Genomic DNA, 23,920 nt, shown 5'->3' on the forward strand with positions numbered 1-23,920 from the left:
ACTAAATAGGTCCACAATCTCTACGATAGACTGGGGATCATGAAGCTGCCCGGGAGCACCGAATGGGTCTTGCACTGCGCCGCGTCCCTCGGCCAACTCGACCCCGGATCCAGTGCGTCGACGACCCAACTCGCCGAGTACTACGACCTTCCGGCGCCCTACCTGGCCAAGCAGTTGAAGACCTTGGTGCGGGCCGGCGTGCTCGCGGCGACCACCGGCCCCAGGGGCGGATTCCGGCTCGCCCGACCCGCCGCCGAGATCACGCTTCTCCAGGTCGTCGAGGCCGTCGACGGCACGGCCTCGCCATACGAGTGCCGCGAGATCCGGCAACAGGGACGCGGCGCGCTGCCGGCCGACGACTGCCGCGAGACGTGCGTCCTGGCGGCGAAGATGGCCGAGGCGTACCAGGCATGGCGCAGCAGCCTCGCCGGGGTCACGCTCGCCGACATCGTCGACTCGCTGCCGCCGACGGCACCGGCCCGCACCCGGGCCCGCCTGATCGGCACCGGCTGACCCGCGGGGCACGATCGACCCGGGTCCGGCGACGAGTTCCCGATTCCCGATCGGTCGCCGCCTGGGAGGACGAGCGGTCGCGCCGGCGACCTCGGCCCATCGAGATCCGGCACGACCGGGTGCGCAAGCGCATCGTGGCCGCCTCCGGGTCGCCCTTCCACCGAGGCCGGGCCCGCCGCAACCGGCCCGACCGCGGCCGGCACCGGCCGGAGTGTCCCGCCCGGTGCCGGCCGCCCATTCAGCCGCCGGTGCCCGTGCCCGCCCTCCGCTCGCCCGCGCTCGCCGACGGGATCGGCGTACCGGCGTCCCGGACCAGGGTGATCGTGTCGATCTGCGCGCCCGTGGCACTGAGCGTGCGGATCGTCATCGTGGTCTCCCGCCCGGCGGCGGCCGGGCGCACGTCGACCGCGACGAAGGCGTTGCCGCGGAACCGCACGCGCGACCACTCGACGGTCTCGTCCAGCTTGCCGGCCCCGGTGTGGAAGCCGCCCTTGACCGCGTCGGTGACGTCGGCGGGTCCGCCCGCGTACGTCTCCGGCGCGGAGAACTCGTATCCGCTCTTCCCGCCGCTGCCCACGGTCAGGTACGTGGTGCCGTCGGTCGCCGGCCGGATCCGGTCGCCGATGTCCGCCCGCCGGGTGCGCACGCCGCCGCGCATCGGATCGGCCCGCTCGTAGACGTGGTTGTGTCCGTTGATCACCAGATCGACCTGGTAGCGGTCGAACAGCGGGATCCACTCCTCCCGGATCGCGCCGTCCGAGACGTGGTCGGTCGCCGTGCAGTAGGCGCAGTGGTGGAAGAACGCCACCACGAAGTCGATCCCGGGCGTGCGCCGCACCTGGGCCAGATGCCCGGCCAGCCAGGTCGTCTGCGCACCGGCGCTGTAGCCGCGGTTGTGCGGGATCTCGTGCGAGACGTCGTTGGCGTCCAGGCTGACCACCGCGACGTTGCCGTAGCGGAAGCCGTACGTGGCATGCGCGTTGCGCGGTCCGTTGCCGGGCAGGTGCCAGCGGGCGAGGTGGCCGCCGTACCCGTCCGGCGAATACAGCGCCTCCATGTCGTGGTTGCCCATCGCCACCATCCACGGCACCGACGCCGCGACGGGGTCGATCATCCGCAGGTACTCGTCCCACACCTCCGGCTGGAGCTTGTCCGCACCCTCGGCGCTGTGGTGGCTGGAGGGCAGTCCCGCGCCCGAGGCGGCGTAGGAGATGTCGCCCGCGAGCAGGTGGAACACCGGGTTCTGCCGAAGCATCAGCGTCTGGTTGGCGGCGGCGCCGAACTCCACGCCCTCGTCGCCGAACGCGGTGAACGTGAAGGGTTCCGGGACGCCGCTCGTCGCCGGTGCGGTGCGGAACGAACCGACGGTCGCGGCGACCGAGCCGGCGTCCAGGCCCTCGTGGCCGAGCGCGTAGTAGTAGCGCGTGCCCGGGTCGAGCCCGTCCAGGGCGGCGTGCAGGTGGTACTGGTCGTAGTCGAAGTAGGCAGAGGCGGGGTTGTCGGCGTACTCGATCAGGTGCGAGTGCAGGTGTCGGATCTCGGCCGGCACCACCTGGTCCAGTTGCCCGGGCGAGGTGCCCAGGCGCAGGTACGGCCGGCGCACCGGCTGCGGTACCTGCCAGCTCATCGCCGCCTGGCTGCGCGGGTCGGCGCCCAGGGCGAGGTGCCGGCCGGAGGGCTTGAGCGCGTTCCCGTCGACGTAGTCGGTGCCCGAGAGCAGCGACGGCGCTCGGCGGACGCCGGCCGACGAGGACGTGCCGAAGAGCGGAACGGCCGCGCCGCCGAGGCCGATTGCGGTGAGCACGCCGCGACGGGAGACGGTACGGCGCCGGCTGCGCAGGTATTCGTGTTGTTCGGCGATGCTCATCGTCGCGGCGAGCCGGTCGGGTACGCCCGAGCGGGGCAGGTGCGAGTTCCGGTCGGGGGCGGGGCTCATCGGGTGCTCCTGGAACGTGCGGCGAACAGCAGGACGAGGCCGGCGCCGAGCGCGGCGGTGCCGAGGAGGACGGGCAGGACCACGTCGGCTCCGGTGCGCGAGAGGCTGCCGCCGCCACCGGTCGCGGTCTCCGGGACGGTGCCCGACCCGGAACCGGAGCCGGCGCTACCCGAGTTGCCGGAGCCGCCGCCGTCCGAACCCGACGTCGAGGTGGTGGTGGTGGCGCCGGGGCCGGTCGGCGTCGAGGTGTGGGTCGGCCCGCCCGAGGGTTCACCGGTCGGCGGCAGCGTCGGCGGTCCGGTGGGCGGCCGCGTGGTGGGCGGCGTCGAGGTCGGCGGCTCGCTGGTGGGCGGGGTCGTCGTCGGTGGCGTCGAAGTCGGCGGCGTGGTCGGCCGCTCGCCACCCAGCGGCCGGCAGCCGCCGGCGGGCTTGAGCGCCGTCTGCTGCGCGCCGTCGCCGCCGTGGTGGTCGGCGCTCAGCGCGACCAGCGTCCACGCGTTCGGCACGATCGCCGCGGCCTGCGCGGGCCGGGTGCCGACCACGTGCGCGGCGGGCCCCTGGGGCCACGGCTGCCCCCAGATCGGCCCGGCGGCGGTGGCCACCTCGTGCCGGGCGCCGGCCTCGTCGGCGAAGGTGAACACCGCCGAGGTTATCGCCGGTGCGCGCACCCCGCCGTCGCCCAGCGCGGCCGTGAACACGGCGCGGTCGGCGGGCACTCGCCACTGGGCGGCGGTGACGCACGACTCGGGCAGGTCGCCCACCCTGACCGCCGGACCCTGCCAGGAGGCGTGCCGTACCGGGCCCTCGTCGGTCGGACTCGGCGGCACCCCGGTCGTGGGAATGGTGGGTCCGGAACTGCCGCCGCCGGGGGCGGGGAAACTCCCGGCCCGGCCCTCGCCGTGGTCGCCGACCACGAGTACCCCCTTGACGGGCGTCGCGCCCGGCGGCACGGCGAAGGTGAGCGAGGCACCATCGGCGGCCACGTGCAACCCATCGCCGGTGACGCGCTCGGGCGAACCGTCGACGTACACGCCGAGCCCGCCCGCGTCGAGGCCGGTTCCGGTGACCGTGACCGTGGCGCCCGGCCCGGCGCCGGGCGGGCCGAACCCGGTGACGATGGTCGTGGGCAGCGCCGGGCGCCGGAACACCGCGGCCGGGTCGCCCGCGGTCACCTCGGCGATCCGCGTGTCCAGGTATCGCTCGTTGCCGTCGATGCGCAGTCGCAGCGTGTCCCGGGCGTCGATGCCCACCCGCCACCGCATGTCGATGGTCACGCCCAGACCCGCCCGCGCGGAGTCGGCCGTGGTCGAGGCGAGGTCGGCGACCAGCACGGTCCAGGTCGCGTCCAGGAAGCCGGTGCCATCGCCGAGCATGGCCCGGTACATCGCCGGATCGCCCTTGTACAGGCTCTTCATGACCAGGCCGTCGTCGTCGGTGCGAAAGTGCAGGGTCCGGGTGAGCAACCCGCCCGGGATACGCCCGTCGGGCAGGTCGACGCGCTCCTCGCGCGGCGAGCCGGGGAAGAAGGTCAGGCCGGTGACCGCGGTCGTGGCGCGCGGGGCGTCGGCGGCGGCCTCCCCTGGGGCGCTCGGGGCGCTCGCCGTGGCCGGGGTGCTCGGGGCGCCCACCTCCGTGTGCACCCTGTCGATGTGCACCAGGGACGACACGCCGACCACCTGGTCGAGTTCGCGGAACTGGTTGAGGGGGTGGTCGAATCCGGTCACCTCGGACCCGGCGTTCAGGCTGTGCCCGGTGCGCGAGACGTTCATCGTCGCCGACGCGATGGTGGCTGTGCGCTTGCCCAGCGGCGTACCGGCGGGCACCGATCGATCGGCCGAGGCGGTGCCGTCCGCCCCGGCGGCGGGCACGGTCAGCCAGTCCGCCGCACGCGAGCGGGTGTCGCCGAAGCTTTCGTCGGGCCCGGAGGCCAGTTCGCTGTAGCTCCCGGATCGGGTGACCAGTCCGGGTGTCATGGCGCGTTGTTCACCGGTGAGGTAATCGGCTCGCGCGGTGCGTGTGGGCGGCGATTCCGCCGCCGAGGAGATCATCGGAAACAGCAGGACCAGCAGTCCCAGCACGATCAGGCCGGCGGCGGCCCGTCGCAGCCGGAGAGTGCTGAGCAAAGGACGACTACGCGTTGTGCCCATGTGGAGGTGATGACCCGTCACTCATCCCGGCGCCGGCGGCTGCCCGTGGTGGAGACCGTCGGGAGCGTGCTTGGGATCGGGAAGCCAAAGGAACCGAAGTCGCGAATTCCAGCCAGGGATCGTCGACAACGATCGTGAGTATGCAAGACGGACGAGTCACGAATCCGGCCCGGCGCAAACCTTCGACGGGAATTGCGCCGGCGTTCCCGCCACATGGCTCCGGGGTTCACCGACCTCCGGCGATACTCGCCTGCCGCCGCCCGGGCGATTACCCGGCGTAACGATCGGCGGGTGGGGTCTGAGGGTTGGGTCGGCGGATGAGGTCGGCACGACGAGCAGTTCGAGTTCCCGGTGCAGGCCGAATCCCGGTACGAGGTAGGGGTTTCCGGTGCCGGTCCCGGCGAGCACCGGCACCCCGGCGCGGAAGAACCGACCGACCGGACGTTGCCGATGGGCTGGATCTCGCGGATCTGCCGGGCCTGTTCCGCCGTGCGACTCGCCACGACGATCGACGTCCGACGCGGCCGGTCCCCGACGATCCACGACGGAAGGTATTGCCACGCGTCGGCGTACGTCGGGTTCTCCGCCCCACCTGCGGGTGTGACCCACGTCATACAACGTGGGCGAATGCTCGCCGTGTCACAGGGTTGTGAAGCGAACTCCTTGCGGGACCGAGTTGTCGGTCGTGATACCCGTGTTCAACGAGTCGCGGCGGCTGCCGGCGACCCTGACGGCCGTACTCGACCATCTCCGCGGGGCCGGGATCGACTGGGAACTGATCGTCTCCGACGACGGGTCCACCGACGATACGCACGCCGTCGCCGCGGCCGCGGCCGGGCACGACCCGCGGGTGCGCGTGGTGCGGCATCCGGTCAATCGGGGCAAGGGGCACGCCGTCCGCCTGGGTGTGGCCGGCTCGCGGGGCCGGCGGGTGCTGGTGTGCGACGCCGACCTGGCCACCCCCATCGCCGAGTTGGACCGGCTCCGGGCGGCCCTGGACGCCGGCTTCGACGCCGCGATCGGCTCGCGCGGCGGGGCCTTCACGGTGGATCGGCCGCCCGTGCGGCGGATGTTGTCGGACGTGGGGGGCCGGCTGATCCGGGCCGTCGCGCTGCCCGGCACGGTGGACACCCAGTGCGGGTTCAAGCTGTTCGACGGCGCCAAGGCGCGCGCCGCGTTCGCGCGCGCGTGCGTGGACGGCTGGGCCTTCGACATCGAGGTGCTCCGGCTCTTCCTCGCCTCCGGCTGGAGCTTCGTCGAGGTACCGGTGGCCTGGACCCACCAGAGCGGCTCCAAGCTGCGCCCCGGCCACTGCCTGGAGGTGCTCACCGACCTGGCCCGGGTACGGCTGCGGCACGGTCGCCCGCAGCGACCCGGGACGAGGTCGGCGCGCCCGGACGGGGGTTCGGACACCTCCCGGGACCCTTTCGCGATCCCGCTGCCGCCGGGCCGGGCCGCGTGACCGCCGTACGCGAGGCCGTCGCCGCGCCGCGCACGACGGTTCTCCCGCGCACGGCACGGGCCGCCGACGCACTGGCCTGCGCCGCCTACCTGGTGGCCGCGCTGCTGCTGTACCGCGGACTGTGGGCCGGCGGTCCGGCCGGGCGATACCTCGTGGACAGCGGTCAGGACCAGCGCCAGTGGGAGTGGTTCTTCGCGGTGACCGCGCGCGCGGTGTCGCACGGCGAGAATCCGCTGACCACGACGCTGCAGAACCACCCCGCCGGGGTGAACCTGATGGCGAACACCTCGATGCCGGGGCTGTCCATCCCGCTCGCGCCGATCACCTGGCTGTTCGGGCCGGCCGCGACCTGGGCGATCGTGCTCACCGGCGGGCTCGCCGCAACCGCCGCCGCCTGGTACCACCTGATCTCCCGGCACCTGGTCGCCTCGCGGCCCGCCGCCGCCCTCGGCGGCGGCTTCTGCGCGTTCGCCCCGCCGATGGTCTCGCACGCCAACGCACACCCCAACCTGGCCGTGCTGTTCGTGCTGCCGCTGATCATCGACCGGCTGATCCGGCTCGCCGCCGGCCGCCGGCCGATCCGCGACGGCATCCTGCTCGGCCTGTTGACGACGTATCAGATCTTCCTCGGCGAGGAGGCGCTGCTGCTCGCCTCGACCGGCATCGCGCTGTTCGCGCTCACCTACGCGTGCGTCGCGCCGGCCGCCGCCCGCGCCGCACTGCGCCCGCTGGCCCGCGGACTCCCGATCGGAGTGGCGCTGTGCGGTGTCCTGATCGCCTATCCGCTGTGGTGGCAGTTCACCGGCCCGCAGAGCTACACCAACCTGCTGCACGGCCCGGCCGGCAACGACCTCGCGGCGCTGACCGCCTACGCCGACCGCTCGCTCGCCGGCGACATCGACGTCTCCGCGCGGCTGTCGATGAACCGCACCGAGGAGAACGCGTTCTTCGGCTGGCCGCTGCCGATCCTGGCGCTCGCGATCACCGCCGCGCTGTGGCGCACGGCCCTGACCAAGGCCCTGGCCGGCGTGCTGGTCGGCGCCGCGCTGTTCTCCCTCGGCCCGGAGATCATCCTCGACGGCGAGCCCACCGGAATCTCCGGACCATGGCGATGGTTCGGGCAACTCCCGCTGTACGAGTCGGTGTTGGAGAGCCGCTTCACCATGGTGTGCGTGCCCGTGCTGGGCATCCTGCTCGCGCTGGGCGCCCAGGCGGTGCGCGACGCGGGCGATCGACGGTTGTGGTTGCTGTGGTGCGTCGCGCTCCTCCAGGCGCTGGTGCCGCTGCTGCCGCAGCCGCTGGCCACCGCGCCGCGCGAGCCGACCCCCGCGTTCTTCGCCGACGGCACGTGGCGCCGCTTCACCGGGCCCGGCCGGGCCATCGTGACCGTGCCGCTGCCCGACCCCTCCGACGCCCGCGCGCTGGGCTGGCAGGTCGACGCGGGGCTGGGCTTCCCGCTCGCCGAGGGCTACTTCGTCGGCCCGTTCGGGCCGGACCGGCTCGGCGGCTACGGCGCGGTGACCCGACCCACCTCGCAACTCCTGCGCGAGGTGCGCGACAGCGGGACCGTGCCGGAGGTCACCGACACCGAACGCGCCCAGGCCCGCGCCGACGTGGACTACTGGCGCGCGGACGCGGTGGTGCTGGGCCCGCACGACCAGCGGGAGGCACTGCGCGCGACGCTCGACCGGTTGCTCGGCCCCGGTGTGCCGATCGGCGGGGTGTGGCTGTGGGACGTACGGGCGGGGGGTGCGGCCCGTGCCGGCTGAGCAGGCGGCCCCGTACCGTACCGGGGAGTTCGCAACCGGTACGGACACGGGGCGGGACGGCACTCCGGCAGGCGCCGGAGGACACGGGGAGGGTGGTCGGGTGCGGCGCGGCGACGAGCACGCGTACACCGAGTACGTGAGCGCCCGCCTGCCCGCCCTGCGCCGGGTCGCCCGACTGCTGTGCGGGGATCCGCACCACGCCGACGACATCGTGCAGAACACCATCACCCGGCTGTACGTGCACTGGCGGCGCGCGGCCGCGGCGAACGACCTCGACCGGTACGTACACCGGATGCTGGTGCGCGCCTTCCTCAACGAGCGCCGGCTCGCCTGGACCCGGGTGCGGCTGATCGGCGCGCCGCAGGACACCCCGGTGCCGCCGGCGCCGCCCGGGCCCGACGTGGAGACCCGGGACGCGGTCCGGATCGCGTTGTCGCGGGTACCGCCCAGACAGCGGGTGGTTCTGGTCCTGCGCTTTTTGTGCGACCTGCCGGTCGCCGAGGTGGCCGAGATCCTCGGCTGCTCGCAGGGCACGGTCAAGAGCCAGACCGCGCAGGGACTCGCGCGACTGCGCACACTGCTGGACGGGCCGGTCGTGGCCCGCTGGGAAGGGGAGTAGACCGGCCATGGACACCGACGAGCACGAGGGCGCCCGACTACTGGCCGCGCTGCGCGAGACGCCGCGGATCGCGCCCGACGAACCCGGCGTCAACGTGGCCCGCGCGATCCGGGAGGGCCGGCGCACGGTCCGAATCCGGCGCGCGCTCGCGGTGACGGGCGGCGCCCTGGCCGTGGCACTGGTGGTGCTGGTGACGGTGCTGGTCGCCGCGCCGTTGCACAACGGTGCCACTGGTCCCGCGGCGGGCGGCACGTTCGACGTGCGGCAGCGCGCCTTCCAGGTGGGTTCGGCCGGCGGCTTCACGCCGGTGCTCTACGAGACCGGGAAGTACCGCCAGCGGGTGATCCTGGGCCCGGAGAAGCCGGGCAGCGCGCCGGACGTGGCGGCCACACGGGCGAGCGTGACGATGTACGCGCCGGACCGGCTGCCCGGCGGGGAGGCCGGCCTGGGCGCGCCCGCTCCGCTCGTGAACGGGCATCCGGCCGCGTGGTTGACCGGGCCGGACCCGGTCGACGGCCGGATCCAGCTGGCCTGGCAGTGGACGTCCGGCGCCTGGGCGGTCGCCTCGTTGGCCGGCCCCGCCGCCGACTCCGCCCGGGTGCATCGGGTGGCCGAGAGCGTCGCCCCGGGCAGCCGCCGGCCGACCGGCGTGCCGGTCGAGCTGGATCAGGATCTGCTGGCCGCCGGCGAACACCTGACCTCGCTGGTGTCCTCGATGGGCAAGACGACCGACACCCCGGTGTACGCGTTGCGCTTCGGCGCCGAGGACCCGCCGAACCTCGACGGCACCGACCCGCCCTGGTTCGCGGTCGGCTTCGGCAAGCCGCCGGTCGGTTTCGAGGACCGCCGGTTCGATCGGGTCACCCGCGCCGACGGCGCCTACGTCGAATCGGACCCGCCCCTGGACCGGAACCGGCTGTCCGCGATCCTGGCCGGCATCCGCATGGACACGTACCCGTCGGCCGGCCCCACCGCGCCGACGAACCTGCCGAGTGCGGACGATTCGCAGTCGCCGTCGTGGCCGCCCGCCTCCCTGGAATCCGGCGAGGCGTCCACGGAGCCGGCGACCACGAGCACGGCCACCGGCCCGAACGGCACCCCGAGCACGAGCGGCAGTACGAGTCCGGCTTCGACGTCGCCGCCGACGTCGACGTCGAGTGCGACACCTGCGGGCCGTTGACGACGCGTCCGTGAGCGCGCGGACCGGGAGCCAGGAGGGCGCTCCGGGCCCGTCACCCGGGCGCGGTCGGGAACTCCGGTCCCGGAAGCCGCCTTTTCCCGGTAATCGCCTTTTCTCGGAAGCCGCCTTTCCCGGAAGCCGTCTTGCGCGTCGACGACGAAGCCTCCCGACACCGTTCGCCATCGCCGGCCGGACACCCTCCTAGACTGGGTCGGATGCACGCCATCACCATCAAGCGGGCGGGTGCCGCGGATGCGGAGCGCCTCACCGCGCTGGTCCGCTCGTCCGGCGCCTACACGGGCATGTACGCCTCGATCGTCGCCGACTACGTCGTGACCGTCGAGTACATCGCGCGACATCACGTGTTCGTGGCCGTCGACGCCACCGACCGGCTGCTGGGCTGCTACGCGCTGGTGTCGGAACCGCCGGAGCTGGACCTGGCGTTCGTGGCGGACGACGCGCAGGGCATGGGCGTCGGGCGGCTGCTCGTCGAGCACATGCTCCATCGGGCCCGGGCCGCCGGACTCGCCGAGGTGCGCGTGGTCTCACATCCGCCCGCCGAGGAGTTCTACCGCCGCATGGGCGCGGAACGGATCGGCACGGTGGCCCCCACACCGCCGAAGGTCACCTGGCAGCGTCCCGAACTGCGCTTCACCCTGGACCCGGCCGAGCGCTGACCCGACCGGTCGGGTGCCGGTGCGGTGCCGGCCGCGGCCGGGTGCGGGGGGGTGTGCCGGGTGCGGGGCGCGGGCCGGGCGCGGGGCGTGGCCCGGCCTGCGCCCGCGGTCGTGGCGTCGAGTGCCGGTGCGGGTCACCCCGGCGCCGTCGCGGCGTCACCCCCGGACGTGGTCGGGCCGAGTGTTCACCGGCGCTCCCGGTCGCCGGGTTCGCCGTCGGCGGAGGCGGTTCCGCCCAGGTCGTGGAAGTCCTCCTCCCAGCGGTTGCGCGCGTAGCGGTGGCCGACCGGGGTCTCCCACCACAGCAGGTCCTTGGCCAGTCGCACGTGGTCGAGCGCGATCCGCCTCGCCCGGAGTTCGGGCATCAGGCCGCGTAGTCGAGCGGCGAGTTCCTCCATCGTGGCCGCGTCGACGGCGGCATCGAAGCCCGTGCGTTGTCGCCGCTGTACCAGGGTGCCCTCGGGCACGAGCCGCAGCGACAGATCACGGCAGGCGGCGCCGATCGAGGTGCCGTCCGGGCGATGCAGCGACGCGGCGGTGCGTCCCTGGTGGATCACGTACAGCGTGACCACCTGCGCAACGGCCCGGGTCGCGCGCCGGCGGTCGAGCGTGTGCGGCAGGTGCGCGGTGATCGCCTCCAGGGCCGACGCGCAGGGCCCCGCGTCGACGCCGGCCGGAAAGCGCGCCGCCAGGGTCCGATCGCCGTGCACGCGGACGAGGAACGTGTGCAACGCGTGCTCCCAGGGCGCCCAGTAGGCGGAGACACGCGGGATCGACGGCGCCGTCATCGTGCGCACTCGGTCGGGAACGGCATGACGTGGTCCTTACTGCCGGCGTGCAACGGACGGATCCGTGTCGGCATCGCCCCGGGCCGGTTCCCCGCCGGCCCGGGCCGATGCCGCTACGTCATGCATATGACGAATGACGCCCGCGTTTTGTGACCACGGGCGCTTGCGTCGCCGTCGCTGCGCCGCCGGGTGATCCGCCGAGAGGCCGCACTGCACCCGACGCCGCGCAGCGCTTCGTGCCCGTTGTCGTCCCGCCTCGGCTCGGGGGCGCCACCACCGCGCACGCCACGGGCGACGGACCATGGGCCACTCGGAACCGCAATAGCCCGCAAACACATAGTTGGCAACCTAAAATGCAAAATATGACCGATTATGGGCGCCCGTTGGAGTTCGGTGTCTTTCCTACGCCCGAAAGCTCACGGGTCGACGAGGTCCTCGCTCTGGCGGGTATGGCCGAGCGTGAGGGCTTGGACCTCGTCGGGGTGCAGGACCATCCCTACCAGAGCCGCTTCCTGGACACCTGGGCGCTGATGGCGGTGATCCTGGCGAACACGCGGCGGGTGCGCGTCTTCCCGGACGTGGCGAACCTGCCGCTGCGTCCCCCGGCAATGCTGGCCAAGACCGCGGCCAGCCTGGATGTGCTCTCCGGCGGGCGATTCGAACTCGGCCTGGGAGCAGGTGCGTTCTGGGAGGCCATCGGGGCGATGGGCGGTCCGGCGCGTACCCCCGGCGAGGCGGCGGGCGCGCTGGAGGAGGCGGTCGACATCGTGCGCCTGATGTGGTCCGCGGAGCGCTCGGTGCGCTATATCGGTCGGCACTACCAACTCGCGGGCGTGCATCCCGGCCCCCGGCCCGTGCACCCGATGGGCATCTGGTTGGGCGTGCTGGGCCCGCGCATGCTGAACATGCTCGGCCGCAAGGCGGACGGCTGGTGCCCCTCGAACAGCTACGCGACACCCGAGAAGCTGCCCGACATGCAACGCCGCATCGACGACGGCGCGGCCGAGGCCGGACGCGATCCCGCCGGCATCCGACGCGTCTACAACGTCTTCGGGGCCATCACCCACGGCCCCTCCAACGGCTTCCTGGTCGGCCCGCCCCGCCAGTGGGTCGAGGAACTCACCGCGCTGGTGGTCCAGTTCGGCATGGACACCTTCATCTTCGGCGCCGAGTCCGACGACCCCACCCAACACCAGCGCTGGGCCACCGAAATCGCCCCCGCCGTCCGGGAGTCCGTCACCCGCCACCGCGGCCACCCCGGCCACACTCCTCCCGGCTGACCGCGAACGACACGGAGGCGCCTCGGGTGTGCACCCGGACCCGGCGCGCGGGGCGATGGGCGGGGTGGGCGGCGTCAGGTCGTCGGCGGGGAGGGCGGCGCGACGTGCGGGTCGTGGAGCCAGGTGGCGACGGTGGTGAAGTCGGCTTCGGTGAGACCTCGGCGGGGGTCGACGCGGTGGAGCAGGGCGGGACCCCTGTGGTGTGCGGCGACCCAGGCTCGGTCGGTGTCGGTGAGCTCGTCGTCGACCCAGACGAACGGGCGGCCGGCCGCCCGGACGACCAGGGTGCGGGTCTTCCAATGCAGCCCGGCCCGCTCGTCCCGATCGTCGACCTCGGACAGTTCCGGCCAGATCACTACGGCGAGTTCCGGCAGGCCGAGACGAGGAGCGATGTACGTGTTCGCCTCCTCCATCCAGGCCGTGGCCCAGACCAGATCGCACGGCAGCCGCGACAACCGGGGCCCGTGCCCGGGATCGAGCCTGGCCAACAGCGGGTTCGCTTCGGCGTCGCACGCTTGGGGGTCCGTGCCGTGGGTCGGATACTCGGCTGCCCCGAACGGGAGGAGTGGTCCGTCGACGTCGAGGAAGAGCAGCGCGCGCTGCGGCGGACCGGTCACGCCCGCACGATAGCGGCCCGCCCGGACAGAGCACACGGGTGCGAGTCGGCCGGGTCCACCTGGTCATGCCCACGCGATCGCGTTTTTGCGTGTACACGTCCCGCGTGGCCGCGCCATCGCGCCGCGCTGCCTCCGCAGCCGGTCGGTGCCGGTGCCGGTGAGGTGCGCCGTCGCCTCGGAGTGCTGCCGCGCGATCGTGCCCTGTGCCGAACGTCCCGCGCCTCGGGCTCTGCGTCCCCCGTTCCCCGCCCCCGGGCCTCAGCGGTCCAAATACGCCAGGACCGCCAGCACGCGGCGGTTGTCGTTGTCCGACGGTTGCAGGCCGAGCTTGGTGAAGATGCTGCCGATGTGCTTCGTCACCGCCTTTTCGGTGATGAACAGGCCCTCGGCGATACCCGCGTTGGAGCGCCCCTGGGCGAGCCATTCCAATACCTCGCGTTCGCGCGGGGTCAGGCTGCCCAGGTGGGTGTCGCGGTTCTTGCCGGTCAGGAGTTGCGAGACCACCTGCGGGTCCATCGCCGTTCCGCCCCGGGCCACCTGTCGAATGGTGTCGATGAACTGCCCGCCGTCGAAAACCCGGTCCTTGAGGACGTAGCCGACCGCGCCGGCTCCGTCGGCCAGCAACTCGTGGGCGTACAACGGCTCGACGTACTGAGACAGCAGCAACACCGGCAGGCCCGGCACCCGCCGCCGGGCCTCCAGGGCCGCACGCAGGCCGTCGTCGGTGAAGGTGGGCGGCAGGCGGATGTCCACGATCGCGACGTCGGGCCGCAGTTCGGTGAGCGCCGCGAGCAGGTCGGGCCCGCTCTCCACCGCGGCCACGACCTCGTTGCCGTACGCCTCCAGCAGTCGGATCACTCCGTCCCGGAGGAGGAAGTGGTCTTCGGCGAGGACAATGCGCACGGGATCTCCATCGTCACCTGGGTCGGGCCGTTCGGCGGACTGGTCACGGCCAGGACACCGTCGAACGTGGCGAGCCGGCGCTCGATGCCGCGCAGGCCGCTCCCCCGGCGGGGATCCGCCCCGCCCAGGCCGTCGTCGGTGATCCCGATGCGCAGCAGCCCGAGAGCGTAGCCGATGTCGATCCGGACCCGGTCGGCGCCCGAGTGCTTGGCGGCATTGGTGAGAACCTCCGAGACCGCGAAGTACGCGGCCGATTCCACCGGCGCGTCCGGGCGCCCCGGCAGGTCGATGTCGACCTGCACGTCGAGGGGGCAGATCATGGCGAGCGAGCGTACGGCGTCGCCGAGGCCCCGGTCGGCCAGGATCGGCGGGTGGATACCGCGGACCAAATCGCGCAGTTCCTCCAGCGCCTTGGACGAGGATTCGCGAACCTGGACCAACAGCGCGCGCACGGCGGCGGGATCGCTGTCCAGGAGGTGCTCGGCCGCGCCGAGCGTCATGCCCATCGCGACCAGCCGCGCCTGCGCCCCGTCGTGCAGGTCGCGTTCGATCCGCCGGATCTCGGCCGACTGCGTGTCGGCCGCCTCGGCGCGGGTCGTGGTGAGTTGTTCGATCCGGTACGCCATCTGCGCCTTCTCGCTCGGCGCGAGCACGGCCCGGGTGTACCGGGCGTGCAGGCGTACCGAACGCGGCGCCAGCCACAGCGCGAGGGGCAGCTGGAGCAGACCGAGCACGCCCGCGAGGGTCGCGGTGGTCTGATCCCGGACCGGGATGAACAGGCACCACAGGCCGTCCCATTCGTGCGACAACGGGACTCCGTGGAACGCCAGCCCGATCGCCCAGAATCCGCCGAGGACCAGCACACTCGGCCCGGCCACGAGCGTGGCGCCGACGATCGGGTCGAGCACCAACCAGAGCCAGTCGCGCCAGGTCTGCGGATCCCGGACGATCCACCGGAGCCGAGCAAAGAAGCCGCGCCCACCGGGAATCGGCTCGGGCCTGGGCAGGTAGCAGGCCGGGATCCGCACGTTCGACCACCGATCCGCCAGCGCACGCTGCCGATCCGCAAGCCGCCGCACCGCGCATACGACCGGCGCCAGCAGGAGCAGACCCAGACCGGTACCGAGCAACGACACGACCACCGAGACCGCCAACGACAACAGCGCCGCCAGGAACGACAGCCACCACAGCACCAGCGATCGCCGCAGTGCGACGAACCCTTCCGAAAGGGAGAAGCCCCCGCTCAACCCACGCAACCGCGCTTCAGCCCCCGAATCCGCATGAATCATCGGCCCTGTGCCCTTCTCCACGGCTTCGGTACATCGGCCGCATGGCCGCGTCGCCAGTATGCGGGGAGACGGCCGGGCAAGTCGGTGGAGGTAAGTCCCCTCTTCAGGCGCGAATCGAGCGAGGTCTTGACGGGCCGTCAGTGCGCAACGCCCGGCGTGACCGCCGGCCGAGGACCGCGGTCGGAGGAACGGGTGAACAGGTGAACGCGGAACGGGTGAACGGGCCGCTGGGCGGGGCCGCCGCTCGTTCCCGGGACCCGTTACGCCGAAGGCGCCCGTGTCGCCGCGTCGATGACGGCCTCGATCGCCTGCTCGTAGACGTACCCGTGTCCGTTCACGAACACCTCCGCGCGCGAACCCGGTCCCACCTCCCGGTCCGGGACGTGGAGCCGGACCACCCCGGCGGGCGTACGCAGCTTGAACGCCTCGTAGCCGCCGCCGCACGCGTCCACGTCGACGTTCACCTCGTCGTCCCGCAACGCCAGGCCGCGCTGGGCGAGTTCGGATCGGAACAGCGCGAGGGTCCGGGCGAAGGCGACCACCCCGACCGCCTCATCGGCGAGTTCCTGCACCAGGTCGGCCCACGCGTAGGAGTCGGTGTCGCATTCGATCGACCAGGGGCTGCTCGGCTCGGCCCCGCGGACCACCGCGAGTTCCACGCCGGGCATGGCGATCCAGTGCTCCATGCTCGCATTCGGCCGAACGACGAACAGGCGGTATTCGGGCCGCCCTTCGTCGTCCTCCTCGGCCGCGTCCGGATCGACCAGCCCCTCGGCCGCGCAGCCACGCGCAACGAGCTCGGCCGCGAACGCGACCATGTTCGCGCGCGCCAAAGCGTCGATGTGGGCCGGCTCCGGCTCAGAACTCGGCATGACCGAATCGGACTCCCCGGGCATCGACTCGCCCCTCCTCGCAACGTCACCGTGGTCGTCGTCCGCGTCCTGCGCGTCGTACGCATGCGCGCCGTCCTCGTACACGATGCCATCCTCGCCGGCCCGAAGCGCGAGTGGCGAGGTTGGCGAGACGGGACTCGTGCACCGGGCGACGCGTTCGAGCCACAGGCCCTATTCTCGAACACATGTCCGAACGATTGCCCGACAGCCCGTCCGATCGCCCGTCCAACAGCCCGTCGGATCGCCTGCCCGAGCGTCTGCTGCCGTTGCTCGACGTCCAGCTCGGGTTCGAGCGTGCCCACCTCGCCTGCCTGCGCGCGGCCGAAGCCGGCGACGAGGACGCGCTGCACCGCGGCCGGGCCGCCCGCCTGTCCGCCATGCGGGCGCTGATCACCGCGCGTGCCGCCGCGGGTGCGGACCGTGCGCCCGATCGCGACCTGCTCAGGCTGGCCGCGCTGGCCGCCCTCGCACAGGAGTCGGCCGACCCCGCCTGACGGCCCACGCCACGCCGACGGCCCACCGTGGCAGCGCGTTCAGCCCGTCTTCCTGCCCGGCCGCGTGGTCGTGCTCTTCTTCGCCGAGGCGCGGCCGCTCGCGGCCTTCGCCGTCGTCCGGCCCTTCGTCGTCGCGCGTGTCTTGGTGTCCGTCTGCTTCGCCGGCTTGGGGTGGTCCTTCTCGGCGGCCTTGACGCTCGCGGTGAGCACGGACATCAGGTCGACCACGTTGCTCTCGCTCGCCTCCTTGACGACCGCCTCCTCCGGGTGCGTGCCGGTGGCCTTGGCCTCGACCAGGGCATCCATGGCCCGTTGGTAGTCGTCGTGGACCTCACCCAGGTCGAAGTCCTCGCTGAGGGTGTCCATCAACGAGGCGGCCATCTTCATCTCCTGCGGGCGGATGGTGACGTTCTCGGTCGGCGCGATGCCCTCGGGTGCGCGCAGTTCGTCGGGCCACAACATGGTCTGCAGGGTCAGGATCTCGCCCTGGGCGCGAACCAGCGCCAGGCTCTCGCGCGTGGAGAGGGTGATCTTCGTGACCGCCGCCCGGGACTGCCCGGCGAGCGCCTCGCGGATCAGCACGTACGGCTTGGCCGCTGCCGGCGTCGCGGGCCCCAGGTAGTAGGGCTTGGACAACATCAGCGGGTCGATCTCGGCCTCGTCCACGAAGGCCAGCACGTCAACGACCTTCTTGCTCGGCAGCGGCAGCTCGGACAGATCCTCGTCGCTCAGGACGACCTGGCGACCGTCCGCGGCCTCGTACGCCTTGGCGATGTCCGCATACACGACCTCCTCGCCGTCCAGCTCGCACACCCGCTTGTAGCGGATCCGGCCGCCGTCCTCGCGATGCACCTGATGCCCCGGCGAGCGGTGCTCGGACGTCGCCGGATACAGCTGGACCGGGATGCTCACCAGTCCGAACGAGATTGCGCCCTTCCACGTCGCCCGCATACCAACCCCTGACCGATTTGATATGAAATGACCATCTTCAACGGTAGGCCACCACGGCACGGCCCGCCTCGGTCGGCGGGGACCGCGGGCTCGGTGCACCGTGGGCCGCGCGCGGAGGCAGCGGGAGCGTCCAGGCGTCGCAGCGGGCGGGCGGCGCGATCGCACTCGGCCGAAGACCGGTCGGGTGTGCCGCGATGAGTTTCGGGGCGACGGGGGGTCCAATCATGTGAACGCAGTCCCACACCTCCCGAGGAGAGCACGATGACGTCCAGCGCCCCCACCGTCGGATACGCCCCGGTGAACGGCATCGAGCTGTACTACGAGCTGCACGGCGACGACGGGCCGCCGCTGGTCCTGCTGCACGGCGGCGCGCTGACCATCGACCTGAGCTTCGCCGCTCTGCTGCCCGTGCTCGCCGCGAACCACCGCGTGATCGCGGTCGAACTCCAGGGCCACGGCCACACCGCGGACAGCGACCGCACGATGTCGCTGGAGGTCTTCTCCGACGACATCGTCGCGCTGCTGGACCATCTGGGCATCGAACGCGCCGACTTCCTCGGCTTCAGCTTCGGCGGTCTGGTCGCACTGCGCACCGCGGTACGCCACCCGCAGCGGATCGACCACCTCGTCCTGCTCGCTACGCACTACCGGCACGACGGCTTCCACGCGGAGATCACCGCGCCCGAGCAGACCTCCCCGCGCCTGCCGACCGCCGCCGACTTCGCCGCGATGGTCGAGGCCTACGCCCGGGTCGCCCCCGACCCCGCCCACTTCGAGACCACCCTGACCAAGCTCCAGCCGCTGGCCCACGGCTTCGTCGAGTGGACGGAGGACGAACTGCGTTCGATCACCGCCCCCACCCTCCTGGTCATCGGCGACACCGACTTCATCCGGATCGAGCACGCCGCACGCATGCACGAACTCATCCCCGACGCCCACCTGGCGATCCTCCCGAACACCACCCACATGCAGGTGCCGAGCCGCACGGACCTCCTCGTCCCGATGCTGGCTGCGTTCCTGCCCACGAAGGTGTGAGGGAGCACCGGGGCCGGGCGGGTGGGGCAGGGGTCGCGATCGCCGAGGTCGCCGGCCTGCCCGCGCCCGGCGACCGCAGGCACCGAAGCCTGCTCGGCCCCATCCCGCAGTCGCGGGCGTTCGGGGACGAGCGGGCGGATCCGGCGACGGCGACGGCGCAAGCCCGCACGGCCCGTGCGCACCGGCCCCGCCTTCGCTCACACGCGGCAAGAGCGCCCCGCCCTCGCTCACATGCGGCAAGAGCCGAGCGTCACGCCGGTGGCCGGGCGAGTTTGGCGCCCACGGCGTCGAGGACCCAGTCCAGGCCGGTCGCGAAGGACACCTCGGCGTCCACCTCCGTGCCGTCGTACACCGCCCTGGCCAGTGCCGGGAAGCGGCCCGTGGCCAGCATCCTCGTCAGATGCGGGCCCAAGGCGCGCTGCCAGTCGCGCTTGGACAGGCCCGTGGCGCGCTCGGCCCGCAGGTTCGCGATCTCGCGCCTGATCGCGCCGGTGAAGTAGGCGCCGACGGTCTCCACGGCGCGCATGACGGTGTCGATGTCGGCGAGGCCGTCGAGGGCGGCCAGCGTGGTCTCGGACACGGCGAGGGCGTTGGGGCCCAGGGTCGGGCGGCCGCCGAGCAGGTCTGCCAGCCATTGGTGACGGAGGGCGGCCAGCCTGGTGCGGTGGGCGAGGATGCGCAGCGCCTCCCGCCAGTCGCCGGGCTGCTCCTCGGGGAGAATCTCGGCGTAGACCTCGTCCACCATGAGGTCGAGCAACTCCTCCTTGGTGGAGATGTATCCGTACAGCCGCATCGGGCCGGCGTCCAGTCGGGCGGCGACCTTGCGCAACGACACCGCCTCGAGCCCGCCCTCGTCGGCCAGTGCGATGGCGGCGGCGACGATCCGCTCCCGGTCGAGCGGCACGGGGCGAGTCGGCGGCTCCGGTCGGTCCCACACAGTCATGGTCACACCGTACTTGCGATACATCGTAATGGCACAATACAGTGTATCGACATGAGACATCGTATCGCCGTGGTCGGGAGCGGCCCTGCCGGCCTTACCTTCGCCCGCGTCCTGCACCGCCATGATTACCCCGTCACCATCCTCGAACGCGATCCCACCCCCGACGCCCGCCCCTCGGGCGGCGCGCTGGACCTGCACGAAGGGCTGGGCCAGCTCGCACTGGACAAGGCGGGGCTGCTCGCGGAGTTCCAGGCGCTGTCTCGTCCCGAGGGGCAGGCCATGCGCATCCTGGACACGGACGGGACCGTCCTGCGCGACTGGCAACCGCGCCCGGATGACCGGGCCAATCCCGAGATCGACCGCGGGCAACTCCGTGACCTGCTGCTCGGCCCTCTCGACGTCCGGTGGGGGCAGGGCGTGACGCAGGTGGCGCCGGGGACCGGGGACGGCGTGGCGGTCCATTTCGCGGACGGGCGACAGGAGACGTTCGACCTCGTGGTCGGCGCCGACGGCGCCTGGTCCCGGGTCCGCCCGGCGGTCTCGTCGGTGACGCCGCACTACACCGGCATCACCGCGGTCGAGACCTCCCTGGACGACGTCGACACCCGCCACCCCGACCTCGCCCGGATGATCGGCGACGGCTCCTTGGCCGTGTACGGCGTGAACCGAGCCCTCGTCGCCCAGCGCAACAGCGGCGGCCACGTCAAGGTGTACGCCCAGTTCCGCGCCCCGCTGGACTGGCACGCGGACCTGGACCCGGCCGACGTCGAGGCCCTGCGCTCGAGCCTGCTGGCTCTGTTCGACGGCTGGGCCGCACCCGTCCTCGACCTCCTCCGCCACGGCACCGCATTCGTCCACCGCCCCCTCCACGTCCTGCCCGTCTCCCACACCTGGACGCACGTCCCCGGGGTGACGCTGCTGGGCGACGCCGCCCATCTGATGCCCCCCTTGGGAGTGGGCGCGAACCTCGCGATGCTGGAAGGCGCCGAACTCGCCGAGTTGCTCGCCGCCGACCCCGCGGATCCGGACGAGGCCGTCCGTGCCTTCGAGGAACGGATGTGGGCACGGGCCGGCCGGTGGGCGGAGTTCACCATGGCCGGTCTGGAACGCCTCGTCAGCCCGAACCCGGCCGAAGCCCTCGCCCTCTTCGACCAGGTCCAGCCATCCTGACTGCCGGTGGAACCCGGAGTCGATACGCCCCGGGCGGTCACCGAAGGAGCTGGGGTGCTCGGGTGCTCGGGTGCTCGGGACGAACCGGGCGATGTGGGCGAGCGGATGGCAACCGGCGTGATTCGGGCCTGCGTTCGCCCGTGTGGCGTGAACGACAATGTGCGAGGCCGGTATCGGAGTAGCAGGCAACACGCGGGGCGGCGGGTCGAGTTCGACCTTGCCCGGCTCGGCTCGTGTCGGCCCGCGTCGGGTCGTGTTCGGGTCGGGTCGGGGTGACCCGACCCGGGTCGGCCCGCGTCGGGTCACGTCACGTCGCCTCGCGTCGACGTTCGGAAAGGATGGGTGCGGGTGTCACACGGACAGGTCGGAATCCGGCCGGATCCCGCTGTCTCGGGGGCCGGTGGACCCGCCGTCGAAGCCCCTCGACGGGGCAGGTTACGGGTCTATCTCGGTGCGGCGCCCGGGGTGGGCAAGACGTACGCGATGCTCGACGAGGCGCATCGCAGACTCGCGCGCGGGACCGATGTGGTGGTCGGGGTGGTGGAGTGCCACGGGCGGGCGCACACCGAGCAGATGCTCGACGGGTTGGAGGTCGTGCCGCGAAGGCAACTGTCCCATCAGGGTGCTTCGTTCGCCGAGATGGACGTGGACGCGGTGATCACCCGTCGGCCCCGGGTGGCATTGGTGGACGAGCTCGCGCACACCAATGTGCCGGGTTCGCGCAACGCGAAGCGGTGGCGTGACGTCGAGGAGATCCTCGACGCGGGAATCGACGTGATCTCGACGGTGAACGTGCAACACCTCGAATCGCTCAACGACATGATCGAGTCGATCACCGGCGTGGCGCAGCACGAAACGGTGCCCGATGGCGTGGTACGTCGTGCCGACCAGGTCGAGTTCGTGGATCTGACGCCGGAGGCGTTACAGCGGCGGCTCGCGCACGGGAACGTGTACCCGCCCGAGACCGTGGGCTCCACACCGGCGGACTACTTCCGGCCCGGAAACCTGGCGGCGTTGCGGAAGTTGGCGCTGTTGTGGGTCGCGGACCGGGTGGGCGAGCACCTACACGATCACCGCCACGAGCACCTACGCGATCCCGTGCCCGATCACTGCCACGACCGCGGGACCGACCACCCCCACGCCCCCGGAACGGGCCACCCCCATGCCTCCGGGCCCGACCACCGCCACAGCCGCGGAATCGAACCCCGCCACGCGCACGGGATCGACGCGACGTGGCCGGCCCGGGAGCGGGTCGTGGTGGCGCTGACCGGCGGCCCCGAGGGCGACACGCTGATCCGCCGTGCGGCGCGGATCGCCGGGCGGGCGTCCCCCGGCGGGGAACTGCTCTCGATACACGTCGCCCGCAGCAACTCCCCGTCCGGGGGCTCGCCGGCCAACCTGGCCCGTCAGCGCCGATTGGTCGACTCGCTGGGCGGCACGTTCCACTCCGTGGTCGGCGACGATGTACCCGGCGCCCTGCTCGACTTCGCCCGCGGGGTGGACGCCACGCACATCGTCCTGGGCGGCAGCCGGCGCAAATCCTGGCAGTCCGTCCTGGGCCCCGGCATCGGCGCCACCGTCGCCGCCCACTCCGGCGACATCGACACCCACATCGTCGCCCACGAACACATCGGCCGCGGCCGGGACTCCACGCCCAAACGCTCGACCACCGCCCGGTGGCGAGCCGTCGCAAGCTGGGCGGTCGCCCTTCTCGGACCACTGATACCGGCCGCCGTGCTCGTGCCGATGCGGGGTGGTGTGGCGCTGCCCGGAGACATGCTCCTGTTCCTGGCGCTCACCGTCGGGGTCGCCCTGTTCGGCGGCCTGTGGCAGGCGGTGGTCACCGCCGTGGTCGGATCCCTGCTGCTGGACTACTACTTGACCGCGCCGACGCACACCCTGAAGATCGCCGCGCCGGGCAACATCCTGTCCCTCGTGATCTTCGTCGTCATCGCCCTTGCGGTGGCGTCGGTCGTCGACCTGGCCGCGCGGTGCGCCCAACAGGCCGCGCGCAGTCAGGCCGAGGCGGACACGCTCAGCTTCCTGGCCGGCAGCGTCCTGCGCAGCGAAGGAGCACTGCCCGCGCTGCTCGAACGGGTCCGGGAGACGTTCGACGTGGAGTCGGTCGCCGTGCTCCAACGCGACGGGCCCTGCGAATCCTGGGAAAGCGTCGGCTCGATCGGCCCCAATCCGCCGACCCGGCCCGAAAAGGCGGACGTCGAGGTCCCCGTGGACGAGTCACTCGCGCTGGTGTTGTCCGGCAGCGCGTTGCCCGCCGACACGCGTCGTGTCCTGGGCGCGTTCGCCGCACAGGCCGCACTGGTACTGGAACGACGCACCCTGGTCGCCGAGGCGGCGGAGGCGCGCCGACTCGGCGAGGGCCACAGCGTGGACACCGCCCTGTTCGCGATCGTCGCCCGCGACCTGCGCGCGCCGCTGGCCGCGATCAAGGCCGGTGTATCCGGCCTGCGTTCGCGCGAGGTGCGCTGGACGCGCACCGAGCGGGCCGAGTTGCTCGCCACCATCGAGACGGGCGCCGACCGGCTCGACCAACTGATCGGCAACCTGCTCGACATGAGCCGACTGCGGATGGGCACGATCGAACCGCTGCCGAGCGACATCGCGTTGGACGAGGTGGTCCCGGGTGCGGTGGCCAGGGCCGCGCGGACGGCCGTACGGGTGTCGGTACCCGACACCCTGCCGACCGTGCGCGCCGACGGCGAACTGTTGGACCGGGTGGTGGCGAACCTGGTCGAGAACGCCGTCCTGCACACCCCACCCGAGACACCCGTGGTCGTCGCCGCGAAGGCGGTCCACGACCGCATCGAACTGCGCGTGGTCGACCGCGGACCCGGCCTGCCCGACGACGCCAAGGACCGCGTCTTCGAAGCCTTCGCCCGCCACGGCGACGCCCCACGAAGCCGCGGCGTCGGCCTGGGACTTGCCGTGGCCCGCGGATTCGCCGAAGCCATGAACGGCTCCCTCACCGCCGAGGACACCCCCGGCGGCGGCCTGACCATGATCCTCACCCTCCCCACCTCCACCACCCCACCACCAAGCAACCCCCCACCCGAACCAACCCCCTGACCAAACCTCCCAAGCCCCCACCCCGACCAGCCCCCCAAATACCCGCCCCGACGCCATATCCCACCGCCACACGATTTCCTCCCGCCGCGCGGGTCGGCCTCTTTGCGACCCGGCCCGTCCCGGCACCGGGAAACGGCCGCACGCCGCCGAACCGGGTGATCGGCTGC

The 23,920-nt window shown here is 72.5% G+C and carries 20 protein-coding genes; 11 read left to right on the top strand and 9 right to left on the bottom strand.

Going from position 1 to position 23,920, the window contains the following annotated elements; genetic code table 11:
• Positions 1 to 39 precede the first annotated feature (39 nt).
• A complete protein-coding gene (locus tag ACZOOI_RS34385; protein ID WP_465283473.1) occupies positions 40 to 513 on the top strand; it encodes an RrF2 family transcriptional regulator in 474 nt (157 codons plus the stop codon).
• 238 nt (positions 514 to 751) lie between these two features.
• Here ACZOOI_RS34385 and ACZOOI_RS34390 read toward each other — a convergent pair whose 3' ends face one another.
• Positions 752 to 2,449, bottom strand: coding sequence for a purple acid phosphatase family protein (locus ACZOOI_RS34390; RefSeq protein ID WP_465283474.1), 1,698 nt, complete (start codon positions 2,447 to 2,449; stop codon positions 752 to 754).
• A complete protein-coding gene (locus ACZOOI_RS34395; protein ID WP_465283475.1) occupies positions 2,446 to 4,572 on the bottom strand; it encodes a hypothetical protein in 2,127 nt (708 codons plus the stop codon). Before ACZOOI_RS34395 ends, ACZOOI_RS34390 begins: the two co-directional genes overlap by 4 nt.
• Before the next feature lie 718 nt (positions 4,573 to 5,290).
• Here ACZOOI_RS34395 and ACZOOI_RS34400 point away from each other — a divergent pair.
• The 5 genes from ACZOOI_RS34400 to ACZOOI_RS34420 all read left to right on the top strand — a co-directional run bounded on the left by ACZOOI_RS34400 (position 5,291) and on the right by ACZOOI_RS34420 (position 10,303).
• Positions 5,291 to 6,058: a glycosyltransferase gene (locus tag ACZOOI_RS34400; protein WP_465283476.1), complete on the top strand. Its 768-nt coding sequence runs from the start codon at positions 5,291 to 5,293 to the stop codon at positions 6,056 to 6,058.
• Positions 6,055 to 7,827, top strand: a complete 1,773-nt coding sequence (locus ACZOOI_RS34405) for a glycosyl transferase (RefSeq protein ID WP_465283477.1) — start codon at positions 6,055 to 6,057, stop codon at positions 7,825 to 7,827. Before ACZOOI_RS34400 ends, ACZOOI_RS34405 begins: the two co-directional genes overlap by 4 nt.
• A 100-nt stretch (positions 7,828 to 7,927) precedes the next feature.
• Positions 7,928 to 8,446, top strand: a complete 519-nt coding sequence (locus tag ACZOOI_RS34410) for a SigE family RNA polymerase sigma factor (protein WP_465283478.1) — start codon at positions 7,928 to 7,930, stop codon at positions 8,444 to 8,446.
• Positions 8,447 to 8,453: 7 nt separating this feature from the next.
• Positions 8,454 to 9,626: a hypothetical protein gene (locus ACZOOI_RS34415; protein ID WP_465283479.1), complete on the top strand. Its 1,173-nt coding sequence runs from the start codon at positions 8,454 to 8,456 to the stop codon at positions 9,624 to 9,626.
• A 215-nt stretch (positions 9,627 to 9,841) separates the two neighbouring features.
• Positions 9,842 to 10,303: a GNAT family N-acetyltransferase gene (locus ACZOOI_RS34420; protein WP_465283480.1), complete on the top strand. Its 462-nt coding sequence runs from the start codon at positions 9,842 to 9,844 to the stop codon at positions 10,301 to 10,303.
• Between the two features lie 185 nt (positions 10,304 to 10,488).
• Here the strand turns inward: ACZOOI_RS34420 and casB are convergent, their stop codons facing one another.
• A complete protein-coding gene (gene casB / locus ACZOOI_RS34425; protein ID WP_465283481.1) occupies positions 10,489 to 11,091 on the bottom strand; it encodes a type I-E CRISPR-associated protein Cse2/CasB in 603 nt (200 codons plus the stop codon).
• A gap of 362 nt (positions 11,092 to 11,453) precedes the next feature.
• Here casB and ACZOOI_RS34430 point away from each other — a divergent pair, with 362 nt between their 5' ends.
• Positions 11,454 to 12,371 carry an LLM class flavin-dependent oxidoreductase gene (locus ACZOOI_RS34430; RefSeq protein ID WP_465283482.1) on the top strand — a complete coding sequence of 306 codons (918 nt, stop codon included), beginning with the start codon at positions 11,454 to 11,456 and terminating at the stop codon, positions 12,369 to 12,371.
• 74 nt (positions 12,372 to 12,445) lie between these two features.
• Here ACZOOI_RS34430 and ACZOOI_RS34435 read toward each other — a convergent pair whose 3' ends face one another.
• The 4 genes from ACZOOI_RS34435 to ACZOOI_RS34450 form a co-directional block, all read right to left on the bottom strand.
• Entirely contained in the window at positions 12,446 to 12,988 is a 543-nt protein-coding gene (locus ACZOOI_RS34435) for an HAD domain-containing protein (protein ID WP_465283483.1), read from the bottom strand.
• A 258-nt stretch (positions 12,989 to 13,246) separates the two neighbouring features.
• Positions 13,247 to 13,891, bottom strand: coding sequence for a LuxR C-terminal-related transcriptional regulator (locus ACZOOI_RS34440; protein ID WP_465283484.1), 645 nt, complete (start codon positions 13,889 to 13,891; stop codon positions 13,247 to 13,249).
• Positions 13,843 to 15,180: a sensor histidine kinase gene (locus tag ACZOOI_RS34445; protein ID WP_465283485.1), complete on the bottom strand. Its 1,338-nt coding sequence runs from the start codon at positions 15,178 to 15,180 to the stop codon at positions 13,843 to 13,845. Before ACZOOI_RS34445 ends, ACZOOI_RS34440 begins: the two co-directional genes overlap by 49 nt.
• 260 nt (positions 15,181 to 15,440) lie before the next feature.
• Positions 15,441 to 16,157, bottom strand: coding sequence for a hypothetical protein (locus tag ACZOOI_RS34450; RefSeq protein ID WP_465283486.1), 717 nt, complete (start codon positions 16,155 to 16,157; stop codon positions 15,441 to 15,443).
• 101 nt (positions 16,158 to 16,258) lie between these two features.
• Between ACZOOI_RS34450 and ACZOOI_RS34455 the strand changes: the two genes are divergently transcribed.
• A complete protein-coding gene (locus ACZOOI_RS34455; protein ID WP_465283487.1) occupies positions 16,259 to 16,567 on the top strand; it encodes a hypothetical protein in 309 nt (102 codons plus the stop codon).
• A 39-nt stretch (positions 16,568 to 16,606) separates the two neighbouring features.
• Here the strand turns inward: ACZOOI_RS34455 and ku are convergent, their stop codons facing one another.
• The gene (ku, locus tag ACZOOI_RS34460) at positions 16,607 to 17,518 is read right to left on the bottom strand and encodes a non-homologous end joining protein Ku (protein ID WP_465283488.1); all 912 of its coding nucleotides are present in this window, start codon (positions 17,516 to 17,518) and stop codon (positions 16,607 to 16,609) included.
• 261 nt (positions 17,519 to 17,779) lie between these two features.
• Between ku and ACZOOI_RS34465 the strand changes: the two genes are divergently transcribed.
• Entirely contained in the window at positions 17,780 to 18,553 is a 774-nt protein-coding gene (locus tag ACZOOI_RS34465; protein ID WP_465283489.1) for an alpha/beta fold hydrolase, read from the top strand.
• A 250-nt stretch (positions 18,554 to 18,803) separates the two neighbouring features.
• Here ACZOOI_RS34465 and ACZOOI_RS34470 read toward each other — a convergent pair whose 3' ends face one another.
• A complete protein-coding gene (locus ACZOOI_RS34470) occupies positions 18,804 to 19,496 on the bottom strand; it encodes a TetR/AcrR family transcriptional regulator (protein ID WP_465283490.1) in 693 nt (230 codons plus the stop codon).
• A gap of 51 nt (positions 19,497 to 19,547) precedes the next feature.
• Between ACZOOI_RS34470 and ACZOOI_RS34475 the strand changes: the two genes are divergently transcribed.
• Positions 19,548 to 20,666: an FAD-dependent oxidoreductase gene (locus ACZOOI_RS34475; protein ID WP_465283491.1), complete on the top strand. Its 1,119-nt coding sequence runs from the start codon at positions 19,548 to 19,550 to the stop codon at positions 20,664 to 20,666.
• A 483-nt stretch (positions 20,667 to 21,149) separates the two neighbouring features.
• Positions 21,150 to 23,753 (top strand): sensor histidine kinase, encoded by a 2,604-nt coding sequence (locus ACZOOI_RS34480; protein ID WP_465284100.1) that lies wholly within the window; start codon positions 21,150 to 21,152, stop codon positions 23,751 to 23,753.
• Positions 23,754 to 23,920: the final 167 nt, after the last annotated feature.

This window comes from Embleya sp. L77, assembly GCF_055557415.1.